21 protein-coding genes are annotated in these 26,157 nt (G+C 59.4%); 10 read left to right on the top strand and 11 right to left on the bottom strand.

Annotated elements, in window-relative coordinates:
- Positions 1–491 precede the first annotated feature (491 nt).
- Entirely contained in the window at positions 492–1,400 is a 909-nt protein-coding gene (locus KMZ29_RS08175; protein ID WP_215623232.1) for a LuxR C-terminal-related transcriptional regulator, read from the top strand.
- Between the two features lie 145 nt (positions 1,401–1,545).
- Here KMZ29_RS08175 and KMZ29_RS08170 read toward each other — a convergent pair whose 3' ends face one another.
- From KMZ29_RS08170 to KMZ29_RS08155, 4 genes are all read right to left on the bottom strand, one after another.
- On the bottom strand, positions 1,546–2,667 hold the full coding sequence (locus KMZ29_RS08170; protein ID WP_215624189.1) for a UDP-glucuronic acid decarboxylase family protein: 1,122 nt from the start codon (positions 2,665–2,667) through the stop codon (positions 1,546–1,548).
- A gap of 286 nt (positions 2,668–2,953) precedes the next feature.
- Positions 2,954–4,477, bottom strand: coding sequence for a sugar transferase (locus tag KMZ29_RS08165; RefSeq protein WP_215623231.1), 1,524 nt, complete (start codon positions 4,475–4,477; stop codon positions 2,954–2,956).
- Between the two features lie 53 nt (positions 4,478–4,530).
- Complete coding sequence (locus tag KMZ29_RS08160) at positions 4,531–5,547, bottom strand: NAD-dependent epimerase/dehydratase family protein (RefSeq protein ID WP_215623230.1); 1,017 nt, start codon at positions 5,545–5,547, stop codon at positions 4,531–4,533.
- A gap of 696 nt (positions 5,548–6,243) precedes the next feature.
- Positions 6,244–7,593, bottom strand: coding sequence for a polysaccharide biosynthesis/export family protein (locus tag KMZ29_RS08155; RefSeq protein WP_215623229.1), 1,350 nt, complete (start codon positions 7,591–7,593; stop codon positions 6,244–6,246).
- Positions 7,594–8,002: 409 nt separating this feature from the next.
- Here KMZ29_RS08155 and KMZ29_RS26655 point away from each other — a divergent pair, with 409 nt between their 5' ends.
- The 4 genes from KMZ29_RS26655 (at position 8,003) to KMZ29_RS08135 (ending at position 12,371) form a co-directional block, all read left to right on the top strand.
- Entirely contained in the window at positions 8,003–8,830 is an 828-nt protein-coding gene (locus KMZ29_RS26655) for a helix-turn-helix domain-containing protein (RefSeq protein ID WP_249779857.1), read from the top strand.
- A gap of 339 nt (positions 8,831–9,169) precedes the next feature.
- Positions 9,170–10,279, top strand: a complete 1,110-nt coding sequence (locus KMZ29_RS08145) for a hypothetical protein (RefSeq protein WP_215624187.1) — start codon at positions 9,170–9,172, stop codon at positions 10,277–10,279.
- Positions 10,276–11,529, top strand: coding sequence for a nucleotide sugar dehydrogenase (locus KMZ29_RS08140; RefSeq protein ID WP_215623228.1), 1,254 nt, complete (start codon positions 10,276–10,278; stop codon positions 11,527–11,529). The genes KMZ29_RS08145 and KMZ29_RS08140 overlap by 4 nt, the downstream gene beginning before the upstream one ends.
- Positions 11,517–12,371, top strand: a complete 855-nt coding sequence (locus KMZ29_RS08135; RefSeq protein ID WP_215623227.1) for a WecB/TagA/CpsF family glycosyltransferase — start codon at positions 11,517–11,519, stop codon at positions 12,369–12,371. Before KMZ29_RS08140 ends, KMZ29_RS08135 begins: the two co-directional genes overlap by 13 nt.
- Positions 12,372–12,729: 358 nt before the next feature.
- Here the strand turns inward: KMZ29_RS08135 and KMZ29_RS08130 are convergent, their stop codons facing one another.
- From KMZ29_RS08130 to KMZ29_RS08110, 5 genes are all read right to left on the bottom strand, one after another.
- Entirely contained in the window at positions 12,730–13,692 is a 963-nt protein-coding gene (locus tag KMZ29_RS08130; RefSeq protein WP_215623226.1) for a glycosyltransferase family 2 protein, read from the bottom strand.
- A gap of 356 nt (positions 13,693–14,048) precedes the next feature.
- On the bottom strand, positions 14,049–15,515 hold the full coding sequence (locus KMZ29_RS08125; RefSeq protein WP_215623225.1) for a right-handed parallel beta-helix repeat-containing protein: 1,467 nt from the start codon (positions 15,513–15,515) through the stop codon (positions 14,049–14,051).
- Positions 15,512–16,885, bottom strand: coding sequence for an O-antigen ligase family protein (locus tag KMZ29_RS08120; protein WP_215623224.1), 1,374 nt, complete (start codon positions 16,883–16,885; stop codon positions 15,512–15,514). Before KMZ29_RS08120 ends, KMZ29_RS08125 begins: the two co-directional genes overlap by 4 nt.
- A gap of 13 nt (positions 16,886–16,898) precedes the next feature.
- The gene (locus tag KMZ29_RS08115) at positions 16,899–18,206 is read right to left on the bottom strand and encodes an MATE family efflux transporter (protein ID WP_215623223.1); all 1,308 of its coding nucleotides are present in this window, start codon (positions 18,204–18,206) and stop codon (positions 16,899–16,901) included.
- A gap of 52 nt (positions 18,207–18,258) precedes the next feature.
- Positions 18,259–19,347: a GumC domain-containing protein gene (locus KMZ29_RS08110; protein ID WP_215623222.1), complete on the bottom strand. Its 1,089-nt coding sequence runs from the start codon at positions 19,345–19,347 to the stop codon at positions 18,259–18,261.
- A gap of 255 nt (positions 19,348–19,602) precedes the next feature.
- Between KMZ29_RS08110 and KMZ29_RS08105 the strand changes: the two genes are divergently transcribed.
- Genes KMZ29_RS08105 through KMZ29_RS08085 form a run of 5 tightly spaced genes read left to right on the top strand, consistent with a single transcriptional unit; the run spans position 19,603 to position 24,173 of the window.
- Complete coding sequence (locus KMZ29_RS08105; RefSeq protein WP_215623221.1) at positions 19,603–20,418, top strand: glucose-1-phosphate cytidylyltransferase; 816 nt, start codon at positions 19,603–19,605, stop codon at positions 20,416–20,418.
- Complete coding sequence (locus tag KMZ29_RS08100) at positions 20,415–21,068, top strand: PIG-L deacetylase family protein (RefSeq protein WP_215605543.1); 654 nt, start codon at positions 20,415–20,417, stop codon at positions 21,066–21,068. Before KMZ29_RS08105 ends, KMZ29_RS08100 begins: the two co-directional genes overlap by 4 nt.
- A gap of 15 nt (positions 21,069–21,083) precedes the next feature.
- Positions 21,084–22,160: an NAD-dependent epimerase/dehydratase family protein gene (locus KMZ29_RS08095; RefSeq protein WP_215623220.1), complete on the top strand. Its 1,077-nt coding sequence runs from the start codon at positions 21,084–21,086 to the stop codon at positions 22,158–22,160.
- Between the two features lie 14 nt (positions 22,161–22,174).
- The gene (rfbC, locus tag KMZ29_RS08090; protein WP_215623219.1) at positions 22,175–22,753 is read left to right on the top strand and encodes a dTDP-4-dehydrorhamnose 3,5-epimerase; all 579 of its coding nucleotides are present in this window, start codon (positions 22,175–22,177) and stop codon (positions 22,751–22,753) included.
- A gap of 52 nt (positions 22,754–22,805) precedes the next feature.
- Positions 22,806–24,173, top strand: coding sequence for an NAD(P)H-dependent oxidoreductase (locus KMZ29_RS08085; protein ID WP_215623218.1), 1,368 nt, complete (start codon positions 22,806–22,808; stop codon positions 24,171–24,173).
- Between the two features lie 140 nt (positions 24,174–24,313).
- Here KMZ29_RS08085 and KMZ29_RS08080 read toward each other — a convergent pair whose 3' ends face one another.
- Together KMZ29_RS08080 and KMZ29_RS08075 are read right to left on the bottom strand one after the other, a co-directional pair.
- Entirely contained in the window at positions 24,314–25,174 is an 861-nt protein-coding gene (locus KMZ29_RS08080; RefSeq protein ID WP_215623217.1) for a tetratricopeptide repeat protein, read from the bottom strand.
- Between the two features lie 128 nt (positions 25,175–25,302).
- Positions 25,303–25,965 (bottom strand): FecR family protein, encoded by a 663-nt coding sequence (locus tag KMZ29_RS08075; RefSeq protein WP_215623216.1) that lies wholly within the window; start codon positions 25,963–25,965, stop codon positions 25,303–25,305.
- Positions 25,966–26,157 lie beyond the last annotated feature (192 nt).

The following is a 26,157-nucleotide window of genomic DNA, read 5'->3' as shown; positions in this document are numbered from 1 at the left end:
TCCTAAGTCGGTACGCTTGCCGACTTTCAATCTTCGCCAAGAGCCTTAGCGGCGAAACATCTCGAATTGGGTAGCAAGAGACAGATAGATGCGTGATTTGCTGCTGAAAGCCTTGTCTCCCCGAAACGCGGTGTAGTGCCGCGGCCTGCTTGGAGCCCAACGAAAGCACAACACCAGGTCGTCTTTCTACACTCCACTCAATCAGAGAATGCCGCTTACGCCAATCAGAGCACCGCCGTAACTACCTACCATTATGAACGGCATCCTATAACGAAAGATATATAGGGATATCGGGAATTCGAATCTAAAATTTATTCGAAATTTAACTGGGAGATATCTTCCCATGAAAGCGGAGACCCCACCGACGAACAACTATTGAGACGAAGATTTTGCACCAAAGCAAACATCATCAACGCGACGATCAATCGCGAAATAAGAGGGCCGCAGGCTAATGGCTCCGGATGACGTTCAGGCAGGCTGGGAGTACCACCATGCGGAGGCAACATGTTCTTGCGGCCGTCCTCGTTGGGAAAAGCATTTTGCTCAGGGAAGGACTTGCCAAAATTCTACGCTCAGCAAATTTTCGCATCCTAGCTTCTGTATCATGCGCCGATGATTTGCACCCGAACAGATCCAACCTACACCCGCCGCTGTTTCTCATTGTCCACACCGGCGACGATTTTGACCCTGCACTCGAACAAATCGAACTCTTCAGAAACCGGAACCCGGACGGACGCATTGCGGTCGTCGCCGATCACTATCGGCTGAACGAGTTGGTTTCGGCATTTCGCGCAGGCGCCAACGGATACTTCGTCAATGTCATCACCTGCGACAGATTCATCAAATCCGTGGAGCTGGTAATGATGGGGGAAACAATCTTCCCGCCGGCATTCCTGTCATTCATTCTCGATCCCAATGGCCCCCACCTGGTCGAGCCCGCCGCAAACGACCAAAATGGTGAGCCAATCCTCGTTGCGACGGAAGATCCGATCGCGCCCCAGCTTTCCCCGAGGGAAAAATTGATTCTGCGCTGCATCATCGAAGGCGACCCCAACAAATGCATAGCGCGCAAAATCGATATCGCCGAGGCGACCGTGAAGGTCCACGTCAAGGCGATCCTTCGCAAGATCCGAGTTCAGAACCGGACGCAGGCGGCGATTTGGGGGATAAACAATGGATCCCAGACACAACCGGAAAACGGCAGCCGTCCGCCATTAATCTCCGATGTGAGCAAGCGATTTGCAGACCCCATAAAGGCAATCGGCGAAATCAAGCAGATTGAGGCGCCAGCACCAACACATCCGGCTAATCACAATGCATATCACGTCGGAGCGGCCCGCATTGAACGACTGGTCCGCAAGGGCCGGAGGACTCCTGGCACGACACGACTCGGCAAATAGCCGGCGACCAAGCGGCGTTCCGGTGGCTTTGTTCACCGGCGGCAGAGTCTCGACGTCATTAACTGACGGCGATGAAAGATCACCCGATTGGGCGTCGCTCCTCACCTATGGAGACGTCGAAAGAGCCCGTACTCCGCCGCCCATGTCAGCGTCGATCTGCGCCCACTCCATATGAGGCCGAAGACACTGGTACAGCTGCTTGAGAAGCGGCATCACGGTTTCGCGCCAATTCGCGCATTTTGGACTTCGGTGAGGATCGCGAGCGCGCGATCGATCGGCTCTCTCGAACGACGCTTCTCTCCTTCGAATGCGATTTTTCGAAGTACGCTATTGTCCGCTGTAGACCCTCCGTGAGCATCACCTTCGGCCGCCAGTTCAGCAACTCTTGTGCCTGGCTAATGTCCGGACGGCGCTGCCTTGGATCGTCCTGCGGCAGAGGGCGATGGACGATCCGTGAGCGAGAACCGGTCATGGCGATCACCATCTCGGCCAGGTCACGAATCGTGAACTCATTCGGATTTCCGCAATTGATCGGTCCGGTAATCCTGTCCGGAGAATTCATCAGACCGATCATTCCACTGACCAGATCATCGACAAAGCAGAACGAACGCGTCTGCAGACCGTCTCCATAGATAGTTAGGGGCTGATTGTTGAGGGCCTGGACGATGAAATTCGACACGACGCGGCCGTCATTCGGCTGCATGCGCGGCCCGTAAGTATTGAAAATCCGCAGTACCTTGATTTTCAGATGGTGCTGCCTACCATAGTCGAAAAACAGCGTTTCGGCGCAACGCTTGCCCTCATCATAGCAGGACCGCGGCCCAATGGGATTGACATGACCCCAGTAGGATTCCTGCTGCGGGTGAACCTCAGGATCGCCGTAGACCTCAGACGTGGACGCCTGAAGGATCTTGCCACGTAGCCGCTTGGCCAGACCAAGCATGTTGATGGCGCCCAGCACGCTCGTCTTGGTCGTCTGCACGGGGTCCCATTGATAGTGAATCGGCGACGCCGGACAGGCGAGATTGTAGATCTCGTCGACTTCGACATAAAGGGGGAAGGTTATGTCGTGCCGCAAGATCTCGAACCGCGGATCGTCAAGCAAGTGTTCAATATTGCGCCTGGTCCCGGTGAAGAAGTTATCGACGCAGAGCAGCTCGCAGCCGGTTTCCAGCAGACGTTCGCACAAATGAGAGCCTATGAAGCCTGCCCCGCCCGTCACGAGAACGCGCCGCCGCTGCGGGATTGCGTTCCGGGATGACACCATCGCAGTGGTTGGCGTGATGATCTGATCGGAACCGACTGGCATATCCATGGTTTGTCACTCCGAGAGCCGCTTTCCGGCTGCCACTGGCGACCAGAATATTTGTTGATCAATGATACGCGCTTCCACGACACTTGTTCGCGACGCATACGGAGTACCCCATCCTTTGCGCAGTCACCCGATTGCAACGCAACCCTCCACGGTCCAGCGCACGCGACCAAGCCAGCAATGGCGACGCCGCTCTTCCGAAGCAGGCACGACATTCCAAAGCGTTAGCGCCGGTTCGCAATTACTTTGCGCCCATCGCGCGAATTACGGCCGGCAGCGTCGCTATCAGAATATACAGGTCGAGCCAGAGAGAGCGGTTCTTGATGTAGAGACAGTCCTCTGCGCGCTGCACGTCGAGGTCGCCGTTGCTGCGCGAGGAGATTTGCCACAAGCCGGTCAGTCCTGGCGGGACGGTTGCCCTCAGCGCCCTAAATTGCGGGTCGAAGGCGTCCATATGGTAGGCGGGAAACGGTCGCGGCCCCACCAGACTCATATCGCCGCGAATGACATTCCAGAGCTGAGGCAGTTCATCAAGGCTGGTACGGCGCATCAGGCTGCCGACATGCGGCAGGATGCGCGGATCCTGCACCAGCTTGAAATACCGCAGCCATTGCTTGCGCAAATCGGGATCGCTCACGAGCACTCGCTCGAGCCGCTGCTCAGCATCCCTATACATGGTGCGCATCTTCAGAACTCGGATTGGCCTGCCGCAACAGCCAACGCGCCACTGGCCATAGAAAGCGGGGCCCGGATCGGCGAGTTTAATCGCGAGTGCGAGCAGCCCGATAATTGGCGCGGTGAGAAGCAGGAGCGCCAGCGCGAGGACCAGATCGATGGCGCGCTTCAGCTCCCTGCTGTAGTCAGTAGGCTGCCCGTTCAGTTCCAAGGCCACGAAGCAGTCCGCATTGCGAACCTGCAGGCCAAACGTTGGAAATTCGCCCAGCCGCGTGATTACCAGGACTTGACGGGCACCCAGCCGATACAGCGCAGTAGCATCCCGCGGGAGGCATTCACAATCCGGCACGATTACGACTTCCGCGCTGCCGTCGGCACACCATCCATCAAGCGTACCGAGCACAGGCAAGACCGCGCTTGTACCGTCAGCGTCCTGTCGCGGCACGATTACATCCACAACATCGTCGGAGCACGCGCCATCGTCGATGAATCCTATGGGATGCAGTCCACAGGCCGGTCGACTCAGCAACAGGCGAGCAAGCGCGCGGCTGCTTGCGCCGGTGCCCAGGATAGCGGTCGGAGCGCGATCAAGATCGGACTTGACGAGCAGGGCGCCGACCAAGTGCTCCGTCCACACGCCGAGCACAAGCGCGATCACGCCAACCACCGGCACGATCCCCAGTTCGACTAACGGCCCCTCCCGAATCCACATCAGCATTCCTGCGAAAACAAACAGCAACGTTGCTGTCGCGCGCAGGCGAAAGCGTTCCATCGGGCTTCTGATGTTGGCCCGGTAGAGGCCGAGCGAACAGTTGATGCCAAGTAACAGAAGCAGTAGCAGGCACATTTGCGCCTGCGTCCGACCGACCAGACCTATCTGGCCGGCCGCCACGGCGACGATCGCCGCGGCTGTAACGACTGCCATGGAGCCCGATACGATGTCGCCTGCAAAGAGGAGCGCGGCGAAGACTCGGCGGCGTCTGATCCCCTTCTCCGAAAGCCGCCCGCGGCGCGACTCGCCTCCACCTCCGAACCGCTTGCCACCGGCCGGCGACAACGTACGGGCTCGGCGTGCGTCGACGTTTGACATGCCTCATCACCCGTTCGATGGCTGGCGAAACGAACCTCTTCTATCCGGAACACCTATTCCGCCGCGACTGCCGCGCCGGGCATGGCCTTTTCGACCGCGGCTACGGCTGCCGTTTGCGCGGCGATCCAGTTGTAGGTAGGAACAATCCCCTTGCGCAAAGTCATGCGCGGTTCCCACTGCAGCACTTCCCGCAGCCGCGTGTTGTCACTATTCCGACCTCGCACTCCCTGCGGTTTGGAGAGATCGTGCACGAGGGCGATCTTCTTTTCCGACGCCCCGATCACGATTTCGGCAAGCTCGTCAACCGTAACCAATTCATCCGTACCGAGGTTGAGGGGCTTTGCGTAGTCCGATCGCATGATGCGATGAATGCCCTCGACGCAATCATCAATATACATGAAGGAGCGTGTCTGCCTGCCATCTCCCCATACTTCGATCATGCCGGGATTTGGAGCGCATGCGACCTTGCGGCACATCGCCGCCGGCGCCTTTTCACGGCCGCCATCATAGGTGCCCAGCGGGCCATATACGTTGTGAAAACGCACGACACGCGTGCAGAGGCCGTAGTCCTCCGTATAATACTGGCAGAGTTTTTCCGCATAGAGCTTCTCGAGACCATAACCTTCTTCAGGCTCTGCGGGAAACGCGTCCTCCTCGCGCAGCGGTGTTACATCCGGGGAGGTCTGCAAACCGTGTGGATAGACGCACGCAGACGACGAAAACAACAACCGCTCGACGTCATTACTGCGCGTTGCTTCGAGCATGTACAGATTCATCAGGGAATTGTTGTGGGCGATCCCGGCGTGCGACGCAGTGATATATCCGATTCCGCCCATGTCGGCCGCCAGGTGATAGACGAAATTCATCCCGGTGGTGCAGATCTGACAATTCTTCAACTCTCGAAGGTCGAGCATCATGAATTCGTCGGCGTCGGTGCCGCCATATTCGGGCCGCTTGATGTCGACGCCGCGCACGCGATAGCCTGCCGTCTTCAGGTACGACACCAGATGATGGCCGATGAAGCCGCCCGCTCCTGTGACCAACGCCCAAGGCTTCAATGCTTTCGACATCTTGAATCCTCCATCACCGACGTTCGGTGTTCATACCGGCCACCGTGTGTAACGTTACGGCGGACGGTTGCGTGCTCAAGCGCCAAGAAGGAGTAGCCCGATTGTTGAAGGCCTCCACCGTTTGCCACAACGCGACCAACGGGAGCGCTGCGCTTATGGAAATGCGCGCGGGCTCGTGCTACACGTTTTGAAGCGGACCTGACGCGGCGTGCGGGACCTATTGCGCTGCGCCGGGCGGCAAGGGGGTATTTGCCGAAGCTGCGATCAGGGTCCGGGAATGACTTCATATCTCGGACGAGATGTCGGCGAAGTCAGTAGCATCCAACTATCAAGGTGTTGCGGCCGTAGTTCTTTCGCGAGGTCATCGCGGATGCCATGCGAGTCCAAGGGGGACTAAGGGTTTGGGTGACACCGGCAATAAAATTGCCAGCGAAGGGCGACTCTCATGAATTTGCCATATGACCGACTGCGAGAGGCGATTCTCCTGGAGCTCAACCGGGCGATTTGTACCCGGCGCGCTCGAGGGGTTTCGTTCGACGCACTAGGGCGCGAATACGGTCTATCGAACGAAGCGCTCCACCTGATCGTCAGGCACAATGATCGGAACCCGGAGAAGCGCGTGACGAAGACCAGAGTCCGGAGCCGCCCAAAATCACGAGTGGTCCGACGGTTCGATTGACTGAAGTGGCCGTCTGCTCAATTGACCGTCGCAGTCGATCCAGTGGCGCCCCATTGCGCTGCAGCGGCGTTTCCCGTCCGGGATGACGTCTCGCCTGAGGCCGCCTTCTCTCCAGATACGTCCAGCCGATCCAGGGACAATTCAGGCACGGGTGGAAACAGAGAACCGATCTGCACGACGTCTCCTGGCTGTAGCAGGAAGTCGACAATCGCGTCGTACTTTACATTCGTGGTACCCTTGGCGCGGATCACGGCTATGGCCGGCTGCTGCAATTGTTCCGCAGTCAGCCATCCGACCTGCCGCGCGTAAGCCGCGCGAACGCGATGCGCTGCCGGAAGCGTAACGGTCAGTTCCAGGAGGGATCGCTCTGTCTCCCGCAGTTCGGTCGACATGCGACGCTGATAGCCGTTGCGCAGCTCTGTGATCTTGAATTGCAGATCGCCAATCGCGAGTTCCGCCTTCAGCGACTCAGAATTCAGACGCCCGATGTTTCCATCTATGCGCGCCTCTTCGCGCCTTACCTCAATGTACGTTGACTTGCGCGCAAGTCCGGTCTTGGCCAACTGCTCGTAGTCTGCAACCAGTTCGTGATTGAGGCTACGCTGTTGCAGTTCGAGTTCCGCCTGACGCTTGAGTGAAGCAATCTCGGCCTCCAAACGCGGAAGCTGCTTCTGCAAAGCTTCGGTCTCCTGCAGGACAGCTTGCCTTTCTGCTGTGAACGCAAGTTGTTCGCCGTCACGGATCTGGGCCATGCGGGCCGGATCGGCAACGAGTCCTGACATATCCGGAAAATCGATCCGGTCATCGCCGTTTTGCAGCGCGATTAGCCGCGCTCGTTTTGCAAGAAAGATTACGCGGCCTATTTCCAGCAGGCGAACGCGCTCTTCCGCCTGCAACAAGGCTCCGAGCATACCGCTTTGCTGAATTTCCGACACGCCGATGCCGCCCGCGCGCGCTATGGCTCCAAGCACCGACAACCCTTCGCGGTATGGATAAACGCCTGGCGTCCGGACCAAGCCCAGTACATAGATCGGACTGAACTCCGCTATTCTTATGCTGACCGTCGGGTTACGGACATATCCCGGCGCCAGCGCTTGAGCGATGCTCTGTTCGAGCTCGGTCAGCGTAAGATTGATTGCGTAGATGTCACCAATCAACGGCAGTCGGATACTGCCGCTTTGATCAACAGTTGATTCACCCGATAGGTCGGGTTGACCGAAAACGGTCACGCCGATCTTGTCGCCGGCCGTAATCCGATATGCTTTCGGCGCCGCCGACTGTGCCGCCGCCGACTGTGCCGTAGCAGGATCAATCGACCATGCATGAAGGATGACGGACAGCGCCAGTGCCCAGGCACAGGTGGCCAAGGAACACCATTGTCCTTGTCTGTGCTGCGACTTCCCAGAGATAAAGATTGAGGCCATCCCGCTACCAGCTCGTTGACTAGCTCGGCCAAGTCGTCATGCCATCAAGTTATTGTTGCATAATATAGGCAAAACCTGCCGGGGGACGCTGGATTCTTGATAGGTACCCCTTCTTAGACGATGGATCACCGGAATTCCTGTGCGGTGCTTGCGATCGCGAACGGTATGCTCTTGTGGAAATCGAGACCTCAGTCAAGAGCGTCGGCAACGCCATGGCAAACGAAGCTACCACAGACATGCTACTCCTTTCACGTTCTCCTTAAGGTGATCAGTCCAAGGCAGAGGCATCAAGCGTTCTTTTTGATCATCTGCAAATGTGGCTCCACCAAGAGGAACCCCGCGAGGGATCGTCATGGCGAGAAGAACAGCGACTATTATCATTGAACCTCATTTGCTTGTACGCGAAGCACTCGAGTCGTTGATAAAGAATTATCGCTATCGCGTCGTTTGCAGTAGCGCGTCCACTGCAGATATCAGCAACCCAGCAATGGTGGGTGATGGTCCCAAGCTTGTAATCCTGGGCGCGGAGTCGACCGACGATGCGGTCGCCGAAGCCGCCAGCATTCGAAAATTGTGGTCCAATAGCAAGATCGTTCTGCTGTTCGAGCATGCGTCTGCCGCCGACTTTCAGAAGCTGCTGACATCGGAAGTCGACGGCTGTGTTCCATTGTTCGCATCTCCCGAGACGCTGATCAAAACGCTGGACTTCGTTACAATTGAAGACGCCCGCGTTGTGGTCATGGCCAGAACGAAGAGCCCGGCCATCCGCCCCTCACCGAAAGACAAGTCACATCAGCCAGAGGCTGGGACGGACGAGACCCCGTCGGGTGGCACCGAACACGAGACCAGATCGGTCAACGTAGTCCCCATGCCTCAGACTCGGTCTACAGAAAATGACTGCAGCGTAGCGCATCTTGACGGCCACGAGGGTGATACACATTGGACGCCGCCCCTGCGGAATCACCCCAGACTCTCAGAGCGCGAGGCTCAGGTTCTCGACGGTCTCGTACAAGGGCACGCCAATAAGGTGATCGCGCGCTCGTGCGACATTACCGAGGCGACGGTCAAGGTCCACATGAAATCGATCCTACGGAAGATCCAGGTAGCGAACCGGACGCAGGCGGCTGTTTGGGCGCTTGAGCATGGCCATCCAGTCCACCAAATCAAGGATGCCTGCTGACGGGAGCCTGCCAAGGCGGCGCGCCAATCGCCGGCATTTCTTTTCGTGCGTGTCACTGGCTGGTTATCCGCGAACGCCATCGCGCGGATTTGCCTGGCCGCGCCGCATACTCTTGGTTGTCTTGCAGATGCGCCCGGCACGGCCAGGGATTACCTCTTAAGAACAGTCATTGCGCCCCTTTTGGAACGCTGGCTCGTCAACAAGATCGGCTCAATATGCAATGACTTAGTGGGCTTCCCCCTTCCGACAGTGGGAGAGGAACACGATCCTTATGTCGGCGTCTGTCGGTTCGCACTCAATGGTTCAGGCCACCTTTCCGGACTGGATAGGACGTTGAACATGAAAGCGTGTGCAGGCGACTGGGTGGAGGTCCTGAGCAAGGAAGACATCCTCAGAACGCTCGACAAGAATGGCCGCCTCGACGAACTCCCCTTCATGCCGCAGATGTTCAAATATTGCGGTCAGCGTTTTCGTGTTTACCGGCGCGCGTACAAGACCTGCGATACGGTCAGCGGGCATTATGCAGGGCGACGCCTACAAGACGGATACCATCTCAACCTCCGCTGCGATGGCCAAGCCTACGGGGGATGTCAGGCCGGCTGCCTCTTATTCTGGAAGGGCGCTTGGCTCAAGCCCGTCGACGGGCCGGCGCAGGTCCAGTACGTGCCGAAACGCGTCCATTCGCCGAGCGCGGAGGCGGCTTCGCCGCCACGTTGCACGGAGAGCGACGTCTTGGGCGCCACAAAGCGCCATGGCGCCGGCGGAGATGCCAAGTACTCCTGTCAGGCCACCGAACTGCTCAACTATACGAAGCCGCTCAGTTGGTGGGATGCCCGGCAGTATGTGGATTCCTATAGGTCAGGCAACAGAACCTTGCCGGAGATAGCTCGCGGCTTCCTGTATTTGTTCTACTACTATGGAACGCTGGCCTTCAGTGACAGATGGGGGCACCCGGCTCGCTGGTTATACAATCGAATTCAGGCCATCACCGGCGGCATTCCGTTCCCCCGATTGAGGGGAACGATCCCAGTCGGCCAGCCTACGCCCAGACGCGATCTCGGACTTCGGCCCGGCGACTTGGTGCGGGTCAAATCCTATGAAGAAATTCTTGCGACACTGGACGTCAAACTTTCGAACAGAGGCCTCTCGTTCGACGCCGAGCTCGTGCCATTCTGCGGCAAGGTCTTCCGCGTTAGTACCTGCGTCGAGCGCTTCGTGGACGAAAAGACCGGAAAGTTGAGGCGGATGAATACGCCGGCAGTTATCTTGGAAGGCGTCAGCTGCAAAGCGCTTTATAGCGGCCAGCGGATGTTCTGTCCTCGCAGCATCCATTTGTGGTGGCGCGAAATCTGGCTCGAACGCGCCTCTGTTGAGGCGCGCCCTAAAGTCACCCTCTCCTCAATCCAGGCCGGCGCGAGCGCGACGGCGGAACATGTGCACCCCACATGAACTCAATCGAAACAGTTTCGGTTTGCGGCTTGGGAAAGCTGGGCTCGTGCATAGCTGCGACGCTGGCAGCCCGCGGCTTCGAAGTCGTGGGAGTGGACATTGATCGGGAGAAAGTCGACAAGATCAACGAAGGTTTGGCACCGCTGGATGAACCACTGCTCGCCGAAACTATCCGGGCTGGACATTCACGGCTTCGTGCCACCCTCGATCCCCGAGAAACCGTCGCGACTGATGCCACTTTCTTCATTCCCCCCTCCCCGAGTCTACCGGACGGAAGTTTTTCCAACGAGTTCTTGCTGAGGGCCATGCAGCCGGTGGCCAGGGCCATGAAGGACGCCGGCAAGAAGAATCATCTGTTTGTCTGCAGTTCAACTACCACGCCCGGCGCCATCGATACGGTCTTGATTCCCATGTTGGAACGCGAACTCGGTGGCGTTTGCGGTCGTGATTTCAGCGTCTGTTACAATCCCGAGTTCATTGCGCTGGGCGACGTGGTCAATGGCTTGCTGGAACCGGACCTGGTGCTGATTGGCGAATCGGATCCAAGAAGCGGCGCGGCCCTCGAACAACTCTACAAGAAATACAACCACAATTCACCGCGAATCGCCCGCATGTCCATCATCAGCGCGGAACTGACGAAGATTTCGCTGAACAGTTACATCACCATGAAGATCAGTTTTACCAATCAGTTACGGCTGATTGCGGCGCGCCATCCAAAGGCCGATATCCATGTCATACTCGACGCTCTCGGCAACGACAGCCGGATTGGAAAAAAATACCTGCGCGCCGGCTTAAGTTATGGAGGCCCCTGTTTCCCGCGCGACAACCGTCTCCTGGCGTATACGGCTCGGCAGGTCGGCCTGGAAGCGCCGCTGGCCGAGGCTTCGGACCGGGTGAATGAGCGAACCAAGCAAGAGCTGGTCGAGAAAGTACAGCAAATGGTCAAGCCCGGCGACTTGGTTGCGGTCCTGGGCGTTACATACAAGCCGAACACCTACATTACCGAGGAAGCGGCTGGACTTTTTCTGGCGCAGCAGCTCAAGCGGCGCGGCTACCGCGTTCTCATCCATGATTTCGCGGCAACCCCCGCCAATTCTCCGAGCCTCCACGAGTTCGAGCTGATTTCCTCCTGGGAGGAATTCAAGAACAATCCCGGTGTGAGCCTCGCTGTCATTTGTTGTCCCTGGCTCCAGTACCGGGACTTGGCTTCTACCGCGGGAACCAGGGTATTCACGCCATGGCATTTGTGAGTGGAAATCCGATGGATGCTGGTCCCTCCTGCTCCTCGCAACCTGATACCGCGTATCCAACCGACGGATCATTCGAATCCATCGGGGTCTTGGGAACGTCGGTCGCTTGTGTCACTTATGATTCCGCGCTGGAGCGAATCAAGGCGCTTGCTTGTGAACCGCGGGCCACAGCGGTCTGCCCCTCCAACACACACATCCTTGGCGAGGCCCGGCACAACCCTGAATTTGCCCGGGTCCTGGCCCGGTTCGACCTCGTGTTGCCGGATGGGATGCCGGTGGTTTGGGCGCTCAATTTTCGCGGCGCCGGCCTCAAGGACCGGGTATATGGTCCTTACTTTATGCGACACGCATTGCGGAACACGCCGCGGCCCTGGCGCCATTTCTTTTTCGGCGATTCCGAGGAATGCCTCGTCGAGCTGCGACGCGTCCTCGTCCAACTGCAACCAGATATCGAAATTGTCGGCATGCTGAGCCCGCCGTTTCGGTCCTTCACTGAGGCTGACGAGGCGTTGTTCGCCGATACCATCAATCGCGCCGATCCGGATTTCGTATGGGTGGCGTTACCCGGCGTGCGGATGGAGCAGTGGATCATCGGCAATCAGGCGCGGTATCAGAGGGGCGTGTTCCTCGCGGTGGGCGATGCGTTCACACTACTCAGCGGCCGCCGGTCGTTCGCTCCGTTCTGGATGCAACGGATGGGGTTGACCTGGGTTTACCGGTTAAGCAAGGAGCCGCTCCGACTGGGCCCGCGTTACCTGCGATATCATTCTATATTCGTGTCTTATTGGCTATGGGACATCCTGCGCGGGCGGGCTTGGAAAAAGGTCCGTCCGACAATTTAAGCTCAGGGCGGATTCTCGAGAAATCAGCGTACTCCGCAATCAGCGCATGTGGTTGGCGGCCACCCCCCGGCTCGTCACCAGCTAGTGCCTACCCGCGAGCCGATCGCTCTCCGGTGGATCGGCAGTGGAGGGAATGGCGCAGGCCGGATGGGGATCGGCTTCAGGAAGGCGGCAACGGCGGCCGCGGTGGCCTTCGGGTCTTCTTCCATGGGGGTCGTGGCCAAGCTTCTCGAAGACCTCGAGTTTCGCGGCCGCACGTTGAAACACTCAGCACGTGAAAATCCCCAAACGCACGCCACCCATGTCGAGCAAGAAAACGAGCCTGGAATTGAGCACCGAGCGGCCGTCCTGTGGCCATCTAACCGGGTGTCCTCTGGCGCGATGCCGGGTCGCGCGCCCCCGGCCACCCATAACCACGAGCCGCCCTGCGCGGATCACCTTGGCCCACGAGCTGGACGACGACCTTGGCGCTATGTGCAGCCACCAGCACGAAGCACACCAACTTGCTGACGACGCCAATCGGCTTGCCTCCTGGCGCACCGAAGAAAGCCCTGATCTGACGCAGTCGTCGTGAATAGCGCTTGCCATCTGTACTGAGAAAATTCTTCAGCTCCTTGTGGTCAAGAGCCCAGGAAACGGTGGAGTGGAAACGCTTTAAGAACAGTGGCTCGCTTGCGCACCGAAAGCGGCCAAGCAGAGCCAGTTCAGCCAGCATTGCACGATCGCTGCCGGCGAAATTTGGCAGGAGCGACGTTTGCTGCAGCATTTCACGACGGACAACGCCAAACATGTGAGTCCCCCACCGGGCCCGCGCGAGCACTTGCCAAAATCGGTTGATGGCAACAGGGGTATCGCCTATGCCGGGGACGTCCGCCCAATACCGCCTTCCGGTCTTTGGATCGATGAAGCTTCCTGTCTCCTGTTCGAAGGGAAGGATTTCGCTTCTTTCGTCAATAAAGGCCGTACCGGTGTGGGCCAGAACGATGTCTGGATTCGCTTCGAGCAAACTGACGCAGGCGTCCAGGTAGGCCTCATGGTAGAGATCATCGTGAGCAGCCCATTTGAATAACGGCGCCGTCGAGAGCTCGAACACCCGATTAAAGTTTGCGACAGCCCCCAGATTCCGGCTATTGCGAAAACAGTGGATGCGGGCATCGCGCCGCTCATATTCGCAGCAAATCTGCGGGGTTCGATCACTCGAAGCGTTATCACAGATCAGGATCTCGAAATCCCTGAAGGTCTGCGCCAATAGGCTGTCGAGCAGCGCGGGCAGAAAATCCTGCCCATTGAACACCGGGATTCCGATCGAGACCTTAGGCATCGAGCTCGAGCCCCGTGCTTTGATCCGCGCCGATTATGTCGTCCACAGTGACATCGATCAACAAGCGCCTGCGCGTTACTCCTTTTTGACAGGCAGACAGCGGCCACGCGGGCAGAGCTTCAGCTCCCCGATTTCCGAGCGCCGCAGGCGAACGGCCGAGACTGTCCGCACTTATCGGTAGCACCGGATCGCGAACCGGCTTTAGAGGTAATCCTTCAGAAGGATCGTTGAATCGCGGCCTCGGAGAAGCGCGCTGAATTACCGACTGATCGCGCTCGGTACGCCAAGCCGGGCCGCTACCGAGACGCAAGATCCGAGACGCCCTCATGATGCTGCCGTCCCCATGCCGTTGGCCATCATTTGTCGTACAAGACCAGGCGGCCACCCTGCTCGAGGCCCTTGCGTCGGAATCCTTCCCAGTCGGTGACGTCGTGCCCCCAAACGAAGCGAGCCGGGCCGCTTGTGCTCCGAACTCGATAGGTGTTGGCGTCGAACCGGTTGTTGCCGTTGGTAATGATGGCAAAGTTCTCATCCTTGGGCTTGGTGTCAGAGGCGCCCCCTGCGCAGGGAGCTCCCTCGAATGTCATTTCGTTGGCGTGAACAACGTTGTTGCGCGTTTTGTATGTTGCGCCGCCCCCGCTGCGGCGTCCCTGATCGATCAGCACGATCCCGCACGCCCCGGACCCGGCGGTCACGATATTGCCGGTCACTTCCACGTCCTGGGACGCGGCAACGACGATATCGGCATGCCAAAACCAGCTTCTTCCACTGCCATTACGCCGCACCACATTCCTCCGGATCACCGCGTTGAACGAAATCTCGTGGAAGATGCCGACATGCTGATTGTTCTCCACGAGATTGTCCTCGTATACGACGTTTCGACATTCGATATCGCACCACAGGCCTGCACCATTGTTGTCATGAACATGATTGCCACGGAACGTAACGTCACTGCTCTCGGCGATCTTGGCCCCGCCAGCTTCCCATTCCGGATCGAAGCCATAGATGTTGTTCGACCAGATGCGGTTGCCTTCGATGAGGATATCCTTGCCGTCGCCTTCGATGCCGATCTGGCCATTGTGATGAATGTCGCAATTGCGCACGCTCGATCCGGTCCCGACGCTGATCCCGGCACCACTGTTGAGCCGCACCACGCACTTTTCGATCGTCCATCGCATGCCCTCCCGAGCATGAATCGCGCCTTTTTGCGCCGGGCTCCCATATTTCTCGATTGTGAGGTTGCCAATCAGCACATCGCGCGCATCGCCTGCGAAGGCAAGTGTGGCGATCGTCGCCTCGACCTTGTGGTTCGTCGGGTCGTCGGCGAGATAGATTCTGCCGCCTGCGTAATCGATGTAGACTTCATTCGTTGCAAGCGCATCCCTGCTTGGCACCCTGGTCAACGGCCTGTCGTCGATGAACACCGCTTGGGGCTGGTCGCAGGCGGGCGCACTCAGCAAGCATTCGCCGTGTTTGGGGACACGCTGGAGTTGGCTGTTCGCCACCCAATAGCCCCCCTCCCGCCTGAAGCCGCCTATCCGCCAGCTACCATTCAGAACGGTTTCGCCCTCCCCGTGAAAGCGCTGCCCCGCCCGCGGCCGAACGACCTGCGCTCTGTGAATCCCTTTCTTCAGGCAAAGCACGGCGCCCTCGCCGGAGAGATCGACCGCCGCCTGAATCGATTGGCCAGGCTCAACGGCTATTGCATCGAGTGGACAGGATGAACTGTCGACGCCCACGAAGGCGGCGGCGGCGCTGATCGACAGGCTGCAAATCGCCAACGTGCCAATTCGCGCGGTCGCGCTTCGTATCCACGCCATCATCGCTCTGCGGCTCCATTTCTTTCAGAGTGCCTAGCGCGATAGACCATCACCGATCCGATGCCGAAGCCAAACAGGCACCAGAACCAGATGCCCTGCATTGGACCTTCGAGCGTGACGTCGAACGACGCGTTGATGAGTATCGCCATCGCGTAGCAGGCGACGAACAGGAAGAGCTCCAGCCATCGCTGCTGCCGGCGCGCGCGCGCCGTTAGCATCGCCCTGATGAGCAGGCCGAACCAGGACACGAGGACCAGTACCCACAGCACCGCGCCCGGAACCCCGGCGCGTGCCAACAGGGTCATGTGCACGCTATGCGGACTCCGCGTTGGTGGACGATTCTGGCGTTCCTCTGTGCCGGCGAAACCGTCGGCCGCGGCAAGATTAACTCCGAATCCCCTGCCGGTCCAGAAGTTGGGTCCATATATGGTATCGCTAACGATGATATCCCACCAGTTCAGACGCCACTGCTTGGTGCCTTCCGTTTGCTGGCCGGATTGTCCGATGATGCTCTTGGCATTTTCGACGATCTGATGAGCGCTGACCGGACGCTCGATCGAATCCTTGGCCTCCTCGTATTCACCGAAACTAGACTCCAGCGCGAGAAGAGCGGCGAATATGCCCACGGCTGCCACCACAGTGGTGAGCAGCAGGCGGTACCGTCCAAGCACGAGCATCGCGATCGTGACTGGCACGATGGCGGCAAGCGTTGCGCCACGATTGGTCGCACTGACCAACGCAAGCGTGATGAACCAGACAAGAATCCAGAGGAAAGAGACTCTGCGAAAACCGATCAGGACAAAAACCATGGCACCCGCGAGATGCGTTCCGACCGCGCTCGCCCCGATCTCGACAATCGGCACCGGACCGTACAGTCGCGGGATGTAGTCCGCCCAGTATTTGGTCAACCAGAAGCCGACCGGAATGGCTGGGAAAGTCGCCAGCATGATCCCGTAATAGCGAAGCACCGTGTTGATCCGGCGCGCATCCTCCAGCAGCAGTCCGATCACGAAGAAAGCAAAACAACCGTAGATCACAACGACACTGTCGCGCAGGGCATCGAACCCGTACCAGCCAACGAACGGAAGCGTCCGCGCGAGCACCCAGCCCATCAGCGCAATGAGCAAGACGGCCGGCAACGTAGCGAGCGCGCCGGCAAATGCGCCGATCCGGAGAAAGACCACGATGCCGGCGAGAAAGGCGATCTCGCCCACATATAGCGGTGGGTAGCCGAGATAGGCGAATCCCTTCCCCATCAGCGCATAACCCAGCAACACGATCGCCAGCAGAGCGAGATACCAGTCACCCTCGGAAAGCGCGCCCCGGGATCTTCTCTTCAAGCTGCTGGTCGTTACCGCTTGCGTGTACGGCATCGCTGTAATTGTCTCATTGTTCCGCGGGAGCACCGAGGATCTTGTCGATCGGAACCGGGCTGACGGCTTTGGATGGCGCCGGCGCTCGAGATCGTTCGTTGGCGATCAACCAGCCAATCGCGATCAAGGCGCCGATCGCTCGCAGCAAGTTGGCGATCAGGAGAGCGAGGCATGCACCGAACACGCCGAGCGGGCCAATGAGCGCGAGGGCCAGCACCGCTGCTACGCCGACGGCAGCAACATTGACCAGAGAGGCGAGCCTACCGGCTTCAACGCCGAGCAGCGTCTTGCTGATCATTTCCGCGATGTAGTCGAGCGCGCCGGCGATCACGAGGAGCTGCAGTGCCGCGGCGACAGCGAGGTAGGGCGATGACGGTCCATAGACCGCCCGCAGAAGCAACTGCGGCATCAGGATGCCTGCGGCAGTAATCAACAGGATCGGGCTCAAACCGACGAGGACGTAGCCACAGGCCGCGCGCGACGCGCCGATCGCGCCCCCGGTGCGATAGGCGTGAGCGGCGACCTGCGGAATGGCGTTGCCGATCCCGAAGATAATCGGGTTCATCATATTTGCGATGTTCAGGCCGGCCTGAAGCGATGCGGTGGCCGCCGTACCCGCAAGGCCCGCCAGCATCCACGGAAGGAGCTGGACGCGAGCGAGCACCAGCTGGTAGTTGACGAGTGACCACTTTCCGACCGAAAAGTATTCACGGGCCAGTAACCGCGCTTCGGCGACATTCGGCCAATCATATCGCAGCTTCGACGCATGCATTATGGTCCCGATGCCGAAGGTCGCCGACATCAGGTAGAGCGCGGCCGGGAGCGAGATGGTATCTAACCAGGCCAGGAGGGAGATCAGCATGGCCTGGCCGACATAAGCGATACCGTCGCCGGCCACCGCCGCACGGTAGCGGAAATCGGCAAGCAAACATCGCCGCGATGTCTCCTGCGCCTGCCAGCACAAATAGCAGAGGCACGCCGGCAACACGATATTGTCGACCTCCAGCACCGTGGTTCCAAGCGCCATGACCACGACCAGCACGAGACTTAGGGCCGCGGTGAGCAGGATCGTGTTCCCGAGCAGCCTGGCGCGCTCCTCGTCGCCGGCGACACACAGGCGCACCGACAGGGGATAGGAGAGGAGGGAATAATCGATCGTCCGCAGAATGAAGATGGAGCCGAGGAAGAGCGCGAACTTCCCATAATCCTCTTCGCTGAGCGTGCGCGCAAGCAGCACGTTGAGCAGGAAATTACCGAAGCTCACTACGCCCTGATCGACGAGCGTCCATAATGCTCTCTGGATGAGAAGTTTGGCGCCCATGGAATGCCTTCGACAGACTCGGTCCCTCGCGGGAGGCAGGATGACGTCCGTGCTATTGTGAATGCGGCTGGTAGCCGAGATGATCTGGTACCGCCCGCTTGACGCTCTGGTCGTTGGCGACCTCCTCCCGATCGCCTTCCTGCGGGTTATCCAAATACCTTGCAGGCCGTGGCCGCACTTGACGCGGAGCGCGCCTCGTTGGAGGCCGCGATGCCGTGTACTTCCGTTCCGTTTCCCTGCGATCGCGCCAAATGGCCAGGCCGATCCCGGCCAGCAAGGCCGACAGCAACGACAGTCCGAGGATCACCAATCCCTTGGGACTCGTCGGCGTATGATTTGGCACCGCCAGCTTGACGCTCTGGTCGTTGGCGACCTCCACTTTATCGCCATCCTGCAGGTTCATCGCAGCCTTCAACGAGGCGCGCTCCGCGTCAAGCTCGGCCACGGCGTGCAGGGTCTTCGGATGCTTCTCGCCGTAAACCGCCAGTTGCTGTCGCAGTTCGGCCTCGGCAGAGTTTACTTTGTTCAGCCCGCGTTGCCTGATCTTATCGCGGAGGTACTCGGTGACGAAGGCGTTGACGACCTGCGCGGCCTCGTCGGCGGAGGACGCCGTGAAGGAAAGGGAGATGAGGTATGAACGTGTATCGTTCGTCACCACCACTTTGTTGCGCAACATCGCGACCGTGCGATCGAATGGCGACTGGTTACGGGTTTCCGGTAGAAACGCAGCCCGAAACCAGTCAAGGCCCCGCGTCGCCCACGAGCGCGGCGTGCTGGCCTTGGGATCCTGCCCGAGTCGCTTTGCCACCGCCCGCAGGATCGCATCAGAGCGGATCAGACGAGCCTCACCGGTGACAAGGGCCGCGCCGTCGACGTTGGCCAGGGCTACGACTTTCTCTTGCTCACGGGAGATCAAATTCGGATAGATGAGAGCCTCCGCCGAGTACTTGCGCGGCATCAGCGGTATGGCGATGCACGCGAGCACGAGAGCGACCGCGACCAACGATACGATGATCCTTCCGTCCCGCACAATCGCCGGCGGTATGCGGGCGACCAAATCTTCATAGTGGGCACGATAATCCGAGCGCGCGAACCGAAAATCAGGCCGTTTCTCATGAATGAACTTGAGCGGTGTGTTCATCATTAATTCAATATCTGATTGAAACGCGCAGCGGGCAGCGCTTTGGGCGACGTTTGCGCGGCAAAGTGGCTACCTCGAAAGGCGCGGCGCCCGGCTCCCCGTTGCGCCGGCGAGGTAACGGCCCCCAAGGGGGTACCCCCGACGGTTCGTTGACTCCGCACACCGCGACCGACAGGCTTCTTTGCCCGCGATGCGGCGTTAAGTTGAAATGGCTGCAAGCTGACAGGCGACACACCCGAACATGAGGCCGCTGAGATGAAGACAGTTCTGTTCTGCGGCGGTCTCGGCACGCGCATTCGAGACGTCTCCGAAAGCATCCCGAAGCCAATGATTCCGATCGGGGACAAGCCGATCCTCTGGCACCTGATGCACTACTACAGCCAGTTCGGCCACAACGACTTCGTCCTGTGCCTTGGCTACAAGGCAAACGTCATCAAAGAATACTTCCTGAACTACAAGCCGCAGACCTACGCCGACTGCGTCGTCAAGGGTTTTGGCAACCAGGTCGAGATTCTGGGCGATCCGCAGCAGGACTGGCGCATTGCAATGATCGACACCGGCATCTGGCGCAATATCGGCGAGCGGCTGTGGGCCGTACGCGAACACGTCGCGGGCGAGGACATGTTCCTCGCCAACTACAGCGACGGCCTTTCCAACGTCAATCTGGCTGAAATGGTCAAGGCCTTCCGCGCGAGCGGAAAGATCGCGTGCTTTACCGCAGTGCGGCCGTCGTTCAGCCTGCATCTGGTCGACATGCGGCCTGGCGGCAAGGTCGAGCGCATCCGCGCCAGCCAGGAGGCCAATCTCTGGATCAACGGCGGCTTCTTCGTCTTCCGCAAGGAAATATTCGACTACATGCGCGAGGGCGATGAACTCGTCGAGGCACCGTTCAGACGCCTGATTGAAGCTGATCAGCTCATGGCCTTCCAGCACGAAGGCTTCTGGCGTCCGATGGATACGCTGAAGGACAAGCAGATACTCGAGGATCTCGTCGAGAAGGGCACGATGCCTTGGCTCCTCAATCCGGCCTCCCGGGCCGGCTCAGTCGAGACCGAAAGGAAAATTGGATGAAGCTCGTTGAGCTTGCAGGTTCGGGTGAGCGCCTCTCGATTCTTTGCATTGGCGCGCATTCGGACGACATCGAGATCGGCGCTGGCGCAACGATCCTGGGCTGGATCGGGCGCGGCGTGCGTCTGGACGTGCACTGGGCGGTGCTGAGCGCCTGCGGCCCACGTGCCGACGAGGCGCGTGCATCCGCCGAAGCATTTCTTGCAGACGCCGCGCGGTCGGTCATCGAGCTGGCGGAGTTCAAGGATGGCTTCTTCCCTTACCAGGGAGCCGACATCAAGACCTGGTTCGAGGCGTTGAAACGACGCACATCGCCCGACGTGATCCTGTGCCACTCACGTAACGATGCGCACCAGGATCATCGCGAGGTATCGATGTTGACGTGGAACACGTTTCGCGACCACGCAATCCTAGAATACGAGATCCCGAAATGGGACGGCGATCTGAGCCAGCCAAACGTCTTCATCCCGGCCAGCAAGACACTGATGGAGCGCAAGGCGAAGCTGCTTTTCGACCATTTCGGCACGCAGCGCTCAAAGGACTGGTTCGACGCGCAAACCTTCATGGGCCTGGCGCGGCTGCGCGGCGCGGAATGCCGGGCGCCGGACGGCTTCGCGGAAGCCTTCCACGCAAGGAAGATGGTGGTGCACTGAACGGGGTGAACAGTCATGCGTGTAATGGTGACAGGACATTTGGGCTACATCGGAACCGTGATGGTCCCGATGCTGCTGCGGTCGGGCCACGAAGTGATCGGGCTCGACAGCAATCTCTATGAGCGCTGCACATTTGGCGCTGGAGGCAACATCGCGCCAGTGCCGCATATCCGCAAGGACATCCGCGACGTCGCGCGCGAAGATCTCGAAGGGCTCGACGCCATCATTCATCTGGCGGCCCTGTCGAACGACCCCCTCGGAAACTTCCGCCCCACCCTCACCTACGAGATCAATCACCGCGGCAGCGTGCGCCTCGCCGTCCTTGCCAAGGAGGCGGGCGTCAAGCGGTTCCTGCTGGCTTCCTCATGCAGCAATTACGGGCGGGCCGGCGAGGCTATGCTCGATGAAACCGGGGCGCTGAACCCGGTTACAGCGTACGGCGAATCCAAAGTCCGGTCGGAACACGACATTTCCGCTCTCGCCGGCAACGGCTTCTGCCCGACCTACATGCGCCCGGCGACCGCCTACGGCGTCTCGCCACGCATCCGTTTCGATATCGTGCTCAATAATTTGGTGGCATGGGCGGTCACCACGGGTCTCATCTATCTGAAGTCGGACGGGTCGCCCTGGAGGCCGATCGTTCACATTGAAGACATCTCGCGCGCCTTCGTCGCGGCGCTCGAAGCACCAATGGACATCGTCTTCAATCAAGCCTTCAACGTCGGCCAGACTGCGCATAATTACCGCATCCGTGATATCGCCGCGATCGTCGCCGATGTGGTTCCGCGCTGCCGACTCGAGATCGCTCCTGATGCGAGCCCCGACACGCGCTCCTATCGCGTCAACTTCGATAAGATCGCACGCGTGCTGCCCGCGTTCAGGCCGCAATGGGATGCGCGGCGCGGTGCCGAGCAACTCTACAATGCTTTTCGCCAGTCGAAACTGACGCTTGAGGAGTTCGAGGGACCGCGTTACCAGCGCATTGGCCACATCCAGAAGCTGATCGCCGACGGCATTCTCGCTGACGACCTCAGACATCGCCGGGCCGCCGAGCCGGGAGCGGCCCGGACGCTTTCTGCCGTCAAGGGGTAGACCGGAGGCGAACGATGATCTTCACCGAAACGAAGCTTGGATCCGCCTTTATTATCGATCTCGACCGCAAGACGGACGAACGAGGTTTCTTCGCGCGTGCCTTCTGTCAGAACGAGTTCCGCGACCATGGGCTGAGACCCGTGATCGCGCAGGCGAACATCGCCTCGAACGCAAAGAAAGGCACGCTACGCGGCATGCATTTCCAGTATCCACCGGCCGCCGAGAGCAAGCTAGTGCGATGCACGCGCGGCGCTATCCTCGACATCATTGTCGATCTACGGCCCGAGAGCCCGACCTACCTCGAGCACGTCTCCGTCGAACTCAACGCGGACAATATGAGCGCGCTTTACGTGCCGGAGCGTTTCGCGCACGGCTATCAGGCGCTGTGCGACAACACGGACACAAGTTACCAAGTGGGTGAGTTCTACACACCGAGCGCCGAAAGCGGCCTCCGTCACGACGATCCACGGCTGGGGCTCAAATGGCCGCTACCGGTCTCGGTGATCTCATCGAAGGATCAGGCGTTCCGCCCGTTGTATGAGATCGAAGACGAAGTGAAGCGCCGGATGTCGCTCGCAATGGCGGCTGCATGACGATTCTTGCAGAGGAGCCTGGCGGGCGGGTTGAGCGCGGCGGAGAACGGACATGTGGATCGTCGATACGGCATTGAAGGCTCGCGCAGATCAGAACAGGCCCATCCGCGTCGGCATCGTCGGCGCCGGATTCATGTGCCAGGGCCTGACCAATCAGATCGTCAACAGCACACCCGGAATGCGGGTCGTCGCGATATCCAACCGGCGTCCCGAGAGGGCCGTCGCGGTGTTCAAGTATGCGGGCCGCGAGGATACGGTCGTCACCGAATCGCAGTCCAAATTCGACAATGCCGCCGCACGCGCGCGGCCGATCGCAACCGGGGACCCGATGCTCCTCGCACGCTCCCCGCATATCGACGTGCTCGTCGATGTTACCGGTTCGGTCGAATACGGCGCCCACGTCGTGCTTGAGGCCTTCAGGTACCGGAAGGACGTCGTGCTGATGAACGCCGAGCTCGATGCCACTATCGGCCCGATCCTTCAGACCTATGCCGACCAGCATGGCGTGATCCTCACCGGGTGTGAGGGCGACGAGCCTGGCGTGCAGATGAACCTTTATCGCTGGGTCAAAGGCCTTGGCCTCACGCCGCGCCTGATGGGGAACGTGAAGGGCCTTCAGGATCCTTACCGTAACCCGACCACGCAACAGGGCTTTGCCGAGCGTTGGGGACAGAACGCCGCGATGGTGACCAGCTTCGCCGATGGCTCCAAGATCAGCTTCGAGCAGAGCATCGTAGCCAACGCGACGGGATTCAAGGTGCGCTCGCGCGGCATGTCGCGCGGCCTGCAATACACGGGCGACGTGCTCAAGATCGGCGAGTTATACGACGTCGAAGAACTGCGCAAGCTTGGCGGCGCGATCGACTACGTGGTGGGGACGCCGCTGACCAAGGTCTATTGCCTGGCTGAGCATCCCGACCCCAAGCAGCGGCACTATCTAAGCCTGTACAAGATGGGATCAGGGCCGCTCTATTCGTTCTTCATCCCCTATCATCTGGTGCATTTTGAAGCGCCGAACGCGATTGCACGCGCTGTATTGTTCCGCGATCCCACCACCAGGCCGCTCGGCGGTCCCGTGGTCGAAGTCTGCGCTGTCGCCAAGCGCGATCTCAAGGCCGGCGAGGTGCTCGACGACTACGGCATGTACATGACATATGGGGAGGCCGTGAATGCCGATGAGATGAGCGCCGGCCGCTACTTGCCGGAAGGCCTGGTGCAGGGTTGCCGGTTGAAGCGCGGCATCGCCAAGGACGCCGTGATCACCTATGACGACGTTGTGCTGCCGGCCGGACGCCTGGCGGATCAGCTGCGGGCAGAGCAGTACCGTAAATTCCGCGGCGAGACGTGGCTCAAGGACCTATTGACTGCGCCACAGCTTGCCGAACAGGCGCGACAAGCCGCGGTCTCCGCAGATATCTGACGGACGCATTGGCGCTGGTTTCGTTGTCGGAATTGAACGGCAGCGGCTTGAGTAGACGTGGTGCGGGATGTCGAGCGGGGCACTCCCGGACCCGACTCTAGCCGGATGTGGCTGCATCCGAACCTCTGCGTTCGGTCTTCTCACTGTACCCCATAGCGCATAAAGTCATCGCCGATTCTGGCCTGAATTGTCTTTGCCGCTGAGATATCGGTTTCGCTGCCTACCTTGTCGCTCCTCTTGAGCTTGGCCAGCCCACGTCCATAGAGCGCGCTCGCGAGCTTCGGGTCGGATCGCAGCGCAGAATCATAGTCATCGATAGCCGCGTCGAATTGACCCATCTTCAGGCGGATCAGCCCACGCGAGTCATACGTCTCGGCGTTGTCCGGCCCCGACTGAAGCGCCCTATTGCAGTCCTCCAGCGCCGCCTGCAACGCACCGAGGATAGCGCGGGTCCAACAGCGTCCGCTCCATACGGCTTCCAGATCAGGCGCGAGGCGAATGGCCTCGTCATAATCTCGCGCCGCACGATCGTACTCGTTCTTCTTCAGGTAGATGCCGGCACGGTTGGCAAGAGCTCTGCCATAGTCGGGATAGAGCCCGATCGCCTCATCGAGAGATTTGATCGCGAGGTCGTATTCGCCTTTACTCACGTAAGCTGCAGCGCGGTTGTTGAAGGGCTTGGCGTAAGCTGGATTGAGCTTGATCGATCGATCGAAATCCTGGATAGCGCGGTCGTGGTCTCCCTTCGTGACATAGGCATTGCCACGATTGTTGTGGGCGATAGCCAAGGCAGCCGTCGTGGCTTGACCCGAATCAATGAGCGCCGTGCAAGCACTAATCCGTGACTCGAGCGACGTACGATCCGAGCCATTGCACAGCGCAACGTTCTCGAGATTGTCATTCTTCTTCGCGTTCTGCGCCGCCGCCGGCTGCCCGAGCAGCAGCAGGATGAGTATGGGCGCCGTGCTGTGGATGATGCGTCCGCTTGCACAAAATTCCATATCAGGCTTCCGATTTTGGAATTGGGGAATTGCGGTCGTTGATCTCTGGCGGGTTGAGCATTGCAAGTCCGGATTTTTTTGACTGACAAATTGCCCCTACCGAGAACGGCTTGCGTCCCACGGCAGCCCTAGCACCCCCGACAGATGTTCAAGTTTGATTTGGGATCGGGCTTCTGCTCGGGTTGCTGCGCCGCGGGACGCGTCCCGGGCCTTTTCGTGAGCTTGCTCTTGCCTTCCTCGATAAGAGTAGAAAATTTGACCGTCCCATCGTCCAAAATTTCGACGTGTGGCGTAGTACCTCGAACCCCCACAGTCGCGACAGGGGTATCGATCTTCATATCGCCAGTCGTGGCTATCTTTCCGGCAACAAAAGTAAGCGTTCCCTTGGTCAGACTTAACAAGGTCGAGTTCGACTTCCCGTTTGGGTCGTACACGAACTCGTCCAAAGCCATGCGAGCACTGTTCGACAGATTGAACGAAGAGCCATCGGTGAAATTGATGCCGACCCGGCCGTCAGCGCCGGTCGCGACCACGTCGCCCAGATAGACGAGATCACCAGCCTTCGCCTGACCGGCTTGACTGGCGGTACTTGCCTGAATGACCCTCGCACTCGCACGCTCAATTGTCACCGCGCCCGTGGCGGCAACAACTCTTCCAATGGGTTTCAACGCAAGATCCTGCACAGCGGGTTCGGCGGAAGCGCGCTGCGCTTGAGCCGGAGCCGGGAAAAAACCGGCTACCGCCAGAACGAAACTCGTCACCAATACGGCAATCGGATGTGTGGTGCACATGATCCCCCCTCTCTGAGAAGATCGTGTCAGCATGGCTGCCCATTTGGTTCTGCGAACCGTGGACTACAAAACACAGATGAGTAGCTATTGCAAACTGACGCCCCTCGGTTACGGACGAAAACGCGGCGCAAATTGAGTACCCCTAAATCGCAAATTGACTACACAATCCTTTTTCGCGAGGCTGGCGCACTA

Source organism: Bradyrhizobium sediminis (assembly GCF_018736085.1).
In the GTDB taxonomy this organism is placed as follows: domain Bacteria; phylum Pseudomonadota; class Alphaproteobacteria; order Rhizobiales; family Xanthobacteraceae; genus Bradyrhizobium; species Bradyrhizobium sediminis.
This window is presented reverse-complemented; position numbering and strand designations above follow the sequence as displayed.

Bases quoted from the DNA above. Each gene is read 5' to 3' on its own strand.
- KMZ29_RS08175 (WP_215623232.1), top strand. From the start codon at position 492: ATGCGGAGGCAACATGTTCTTGCGGCCGTCCTCGTTGGGAAAAGCATT.
- KMZ29_RS08170 (WP_215624189.1), bottom strand. From the start codon at position 2,667: ATGGTGTCATCCCGGAACGCAATCCCGCAGCGGCGGCGCGTTCTCGTG.
- KMZ29_RS08165 (WP_215623231.1), bottom strand. From the start codon at position 4,477: ATGTCAAACGTCGACGCACGCCGAGCCCGTACGTTGTCGCCGGCCGGT.
- KMZ29_RS08160 (WP_215623230.1), bottom strand. From the start codon at position 5,547: ATGTCGAAAGCATTGAAGCCTTGGGCGTTGGTCACAGGAGCGGGCGGC.
- KMZ29_RS26655 (WP_249779857.1), top strand. From the start codon at position 8,003: ATGGCGAGAAGAACAGCGACTATTATCATTGAACCTCATTTGCTTGTA.
- KMZ29_RS08145 (WP_215624187.1), top strand. From the start codon at position 9,170: ATGAAAGCGTGTGCAGGCGACTGGGTGGAGGTCCTGAGCAAGGAAGAC.
- KMZ29_RS08140 (WP_215623228.1), top strand. From the start codon at position 10,276: ATGAACTCAATCGAAACAGTTTCGGTTTGCGGCTTGGGAAAGCTGGGC.
- KMZ29_RS08135 (WP_215623227.1), top strand. From the start codon at position 11,517: ATGGCATTTGTGAGTGGAAATCCGATGGATGCTGGTCCCTCCTGCTCC.
- KMZ29_RS08130 (WP_215623226.1), bottom strand. From the start codon at position 13,692: ATGCCTAAGGTCTCGATCGGAATCCCGGTGTTCAATGGGCAGGATTTT.
- KMZ29_RS08125 (WP_215623225.1), bottom strand. From the start codon at position 15,515: ATGATGGCGTGGATACGAAGCGCGACCGCGCGAATTGGCACGTTGGCG.
- KMZ29_RS08120 (WP_215623224.1), bottom strand. From the start codon at position 16,885: ATGCCGTACACGCAAGCGGTAACGACCAGCAGCTTGAAGAGAAGATCC.
- KMZ29_RS08115 (WP_215623223.1), bottom strand. From the start codon at position 18,206: ATGGGCGCCAAACTTCTCATCCAGAGAGCATTATGGACGCTCGTCGAT.
- KMZ29_RS08110 (WP_215623222.1), bottom strand. From the start codon at position 19,347: ATGAACACACCGCTCAAGTTCATTCATGAGAAACGGCCTGATTTTCGG.
- KMZ29_RS08105 (WP_215623221.1), top strand. From the start codon at position 19,603: ATGAAGACAGTTCTGTTCTGCGGCGGTCTCGGCACGCGCATTCGAGAC.
- KMZ29_RS08100 (WP_215605543.1), top strand. From the start codon at position 20,415: ATGAAGCTCGTTGAGCTTGCAGGTTCGGGTGAGCGCCTCTCGATTCTT.
- KMZ29_RS08095 (WP_215623220.1), top strand. From the start codon at position 21,084: ATGCGTGTAATGGTGACAGGACATTTGGGCTACATCGGAACCGTGATG.
- rfbC (WP_215623219.1), top strand. From the start codon at position 22,175: ATGATCTTCACCGAAACGAAGCTTGGATCCGCCTTTATTATCGATCTC.
- KMZ29_RS08085 (WP_215623218.1), top strand. From the start codon at position 22,806: ATGTGGATCGTCGATACGGCATTGAAGGCTCGCGCAGATCAGAACAGG.
- KMZ29_RS08080 (WP_215623217.1), bottom strand. From the start codon at position 25,174: ATGGAATTTTGTGCAAGCGGACGCATCATCCACAGCACGGCGCCCATA.
- KMZ29_RS08075 (WP_215623216.1), bottom strand. From the start codon at position 25,965: ATGTGCACCACACATCCGATTGCCGTATTGGTGACGAGTTTCGTTCTG.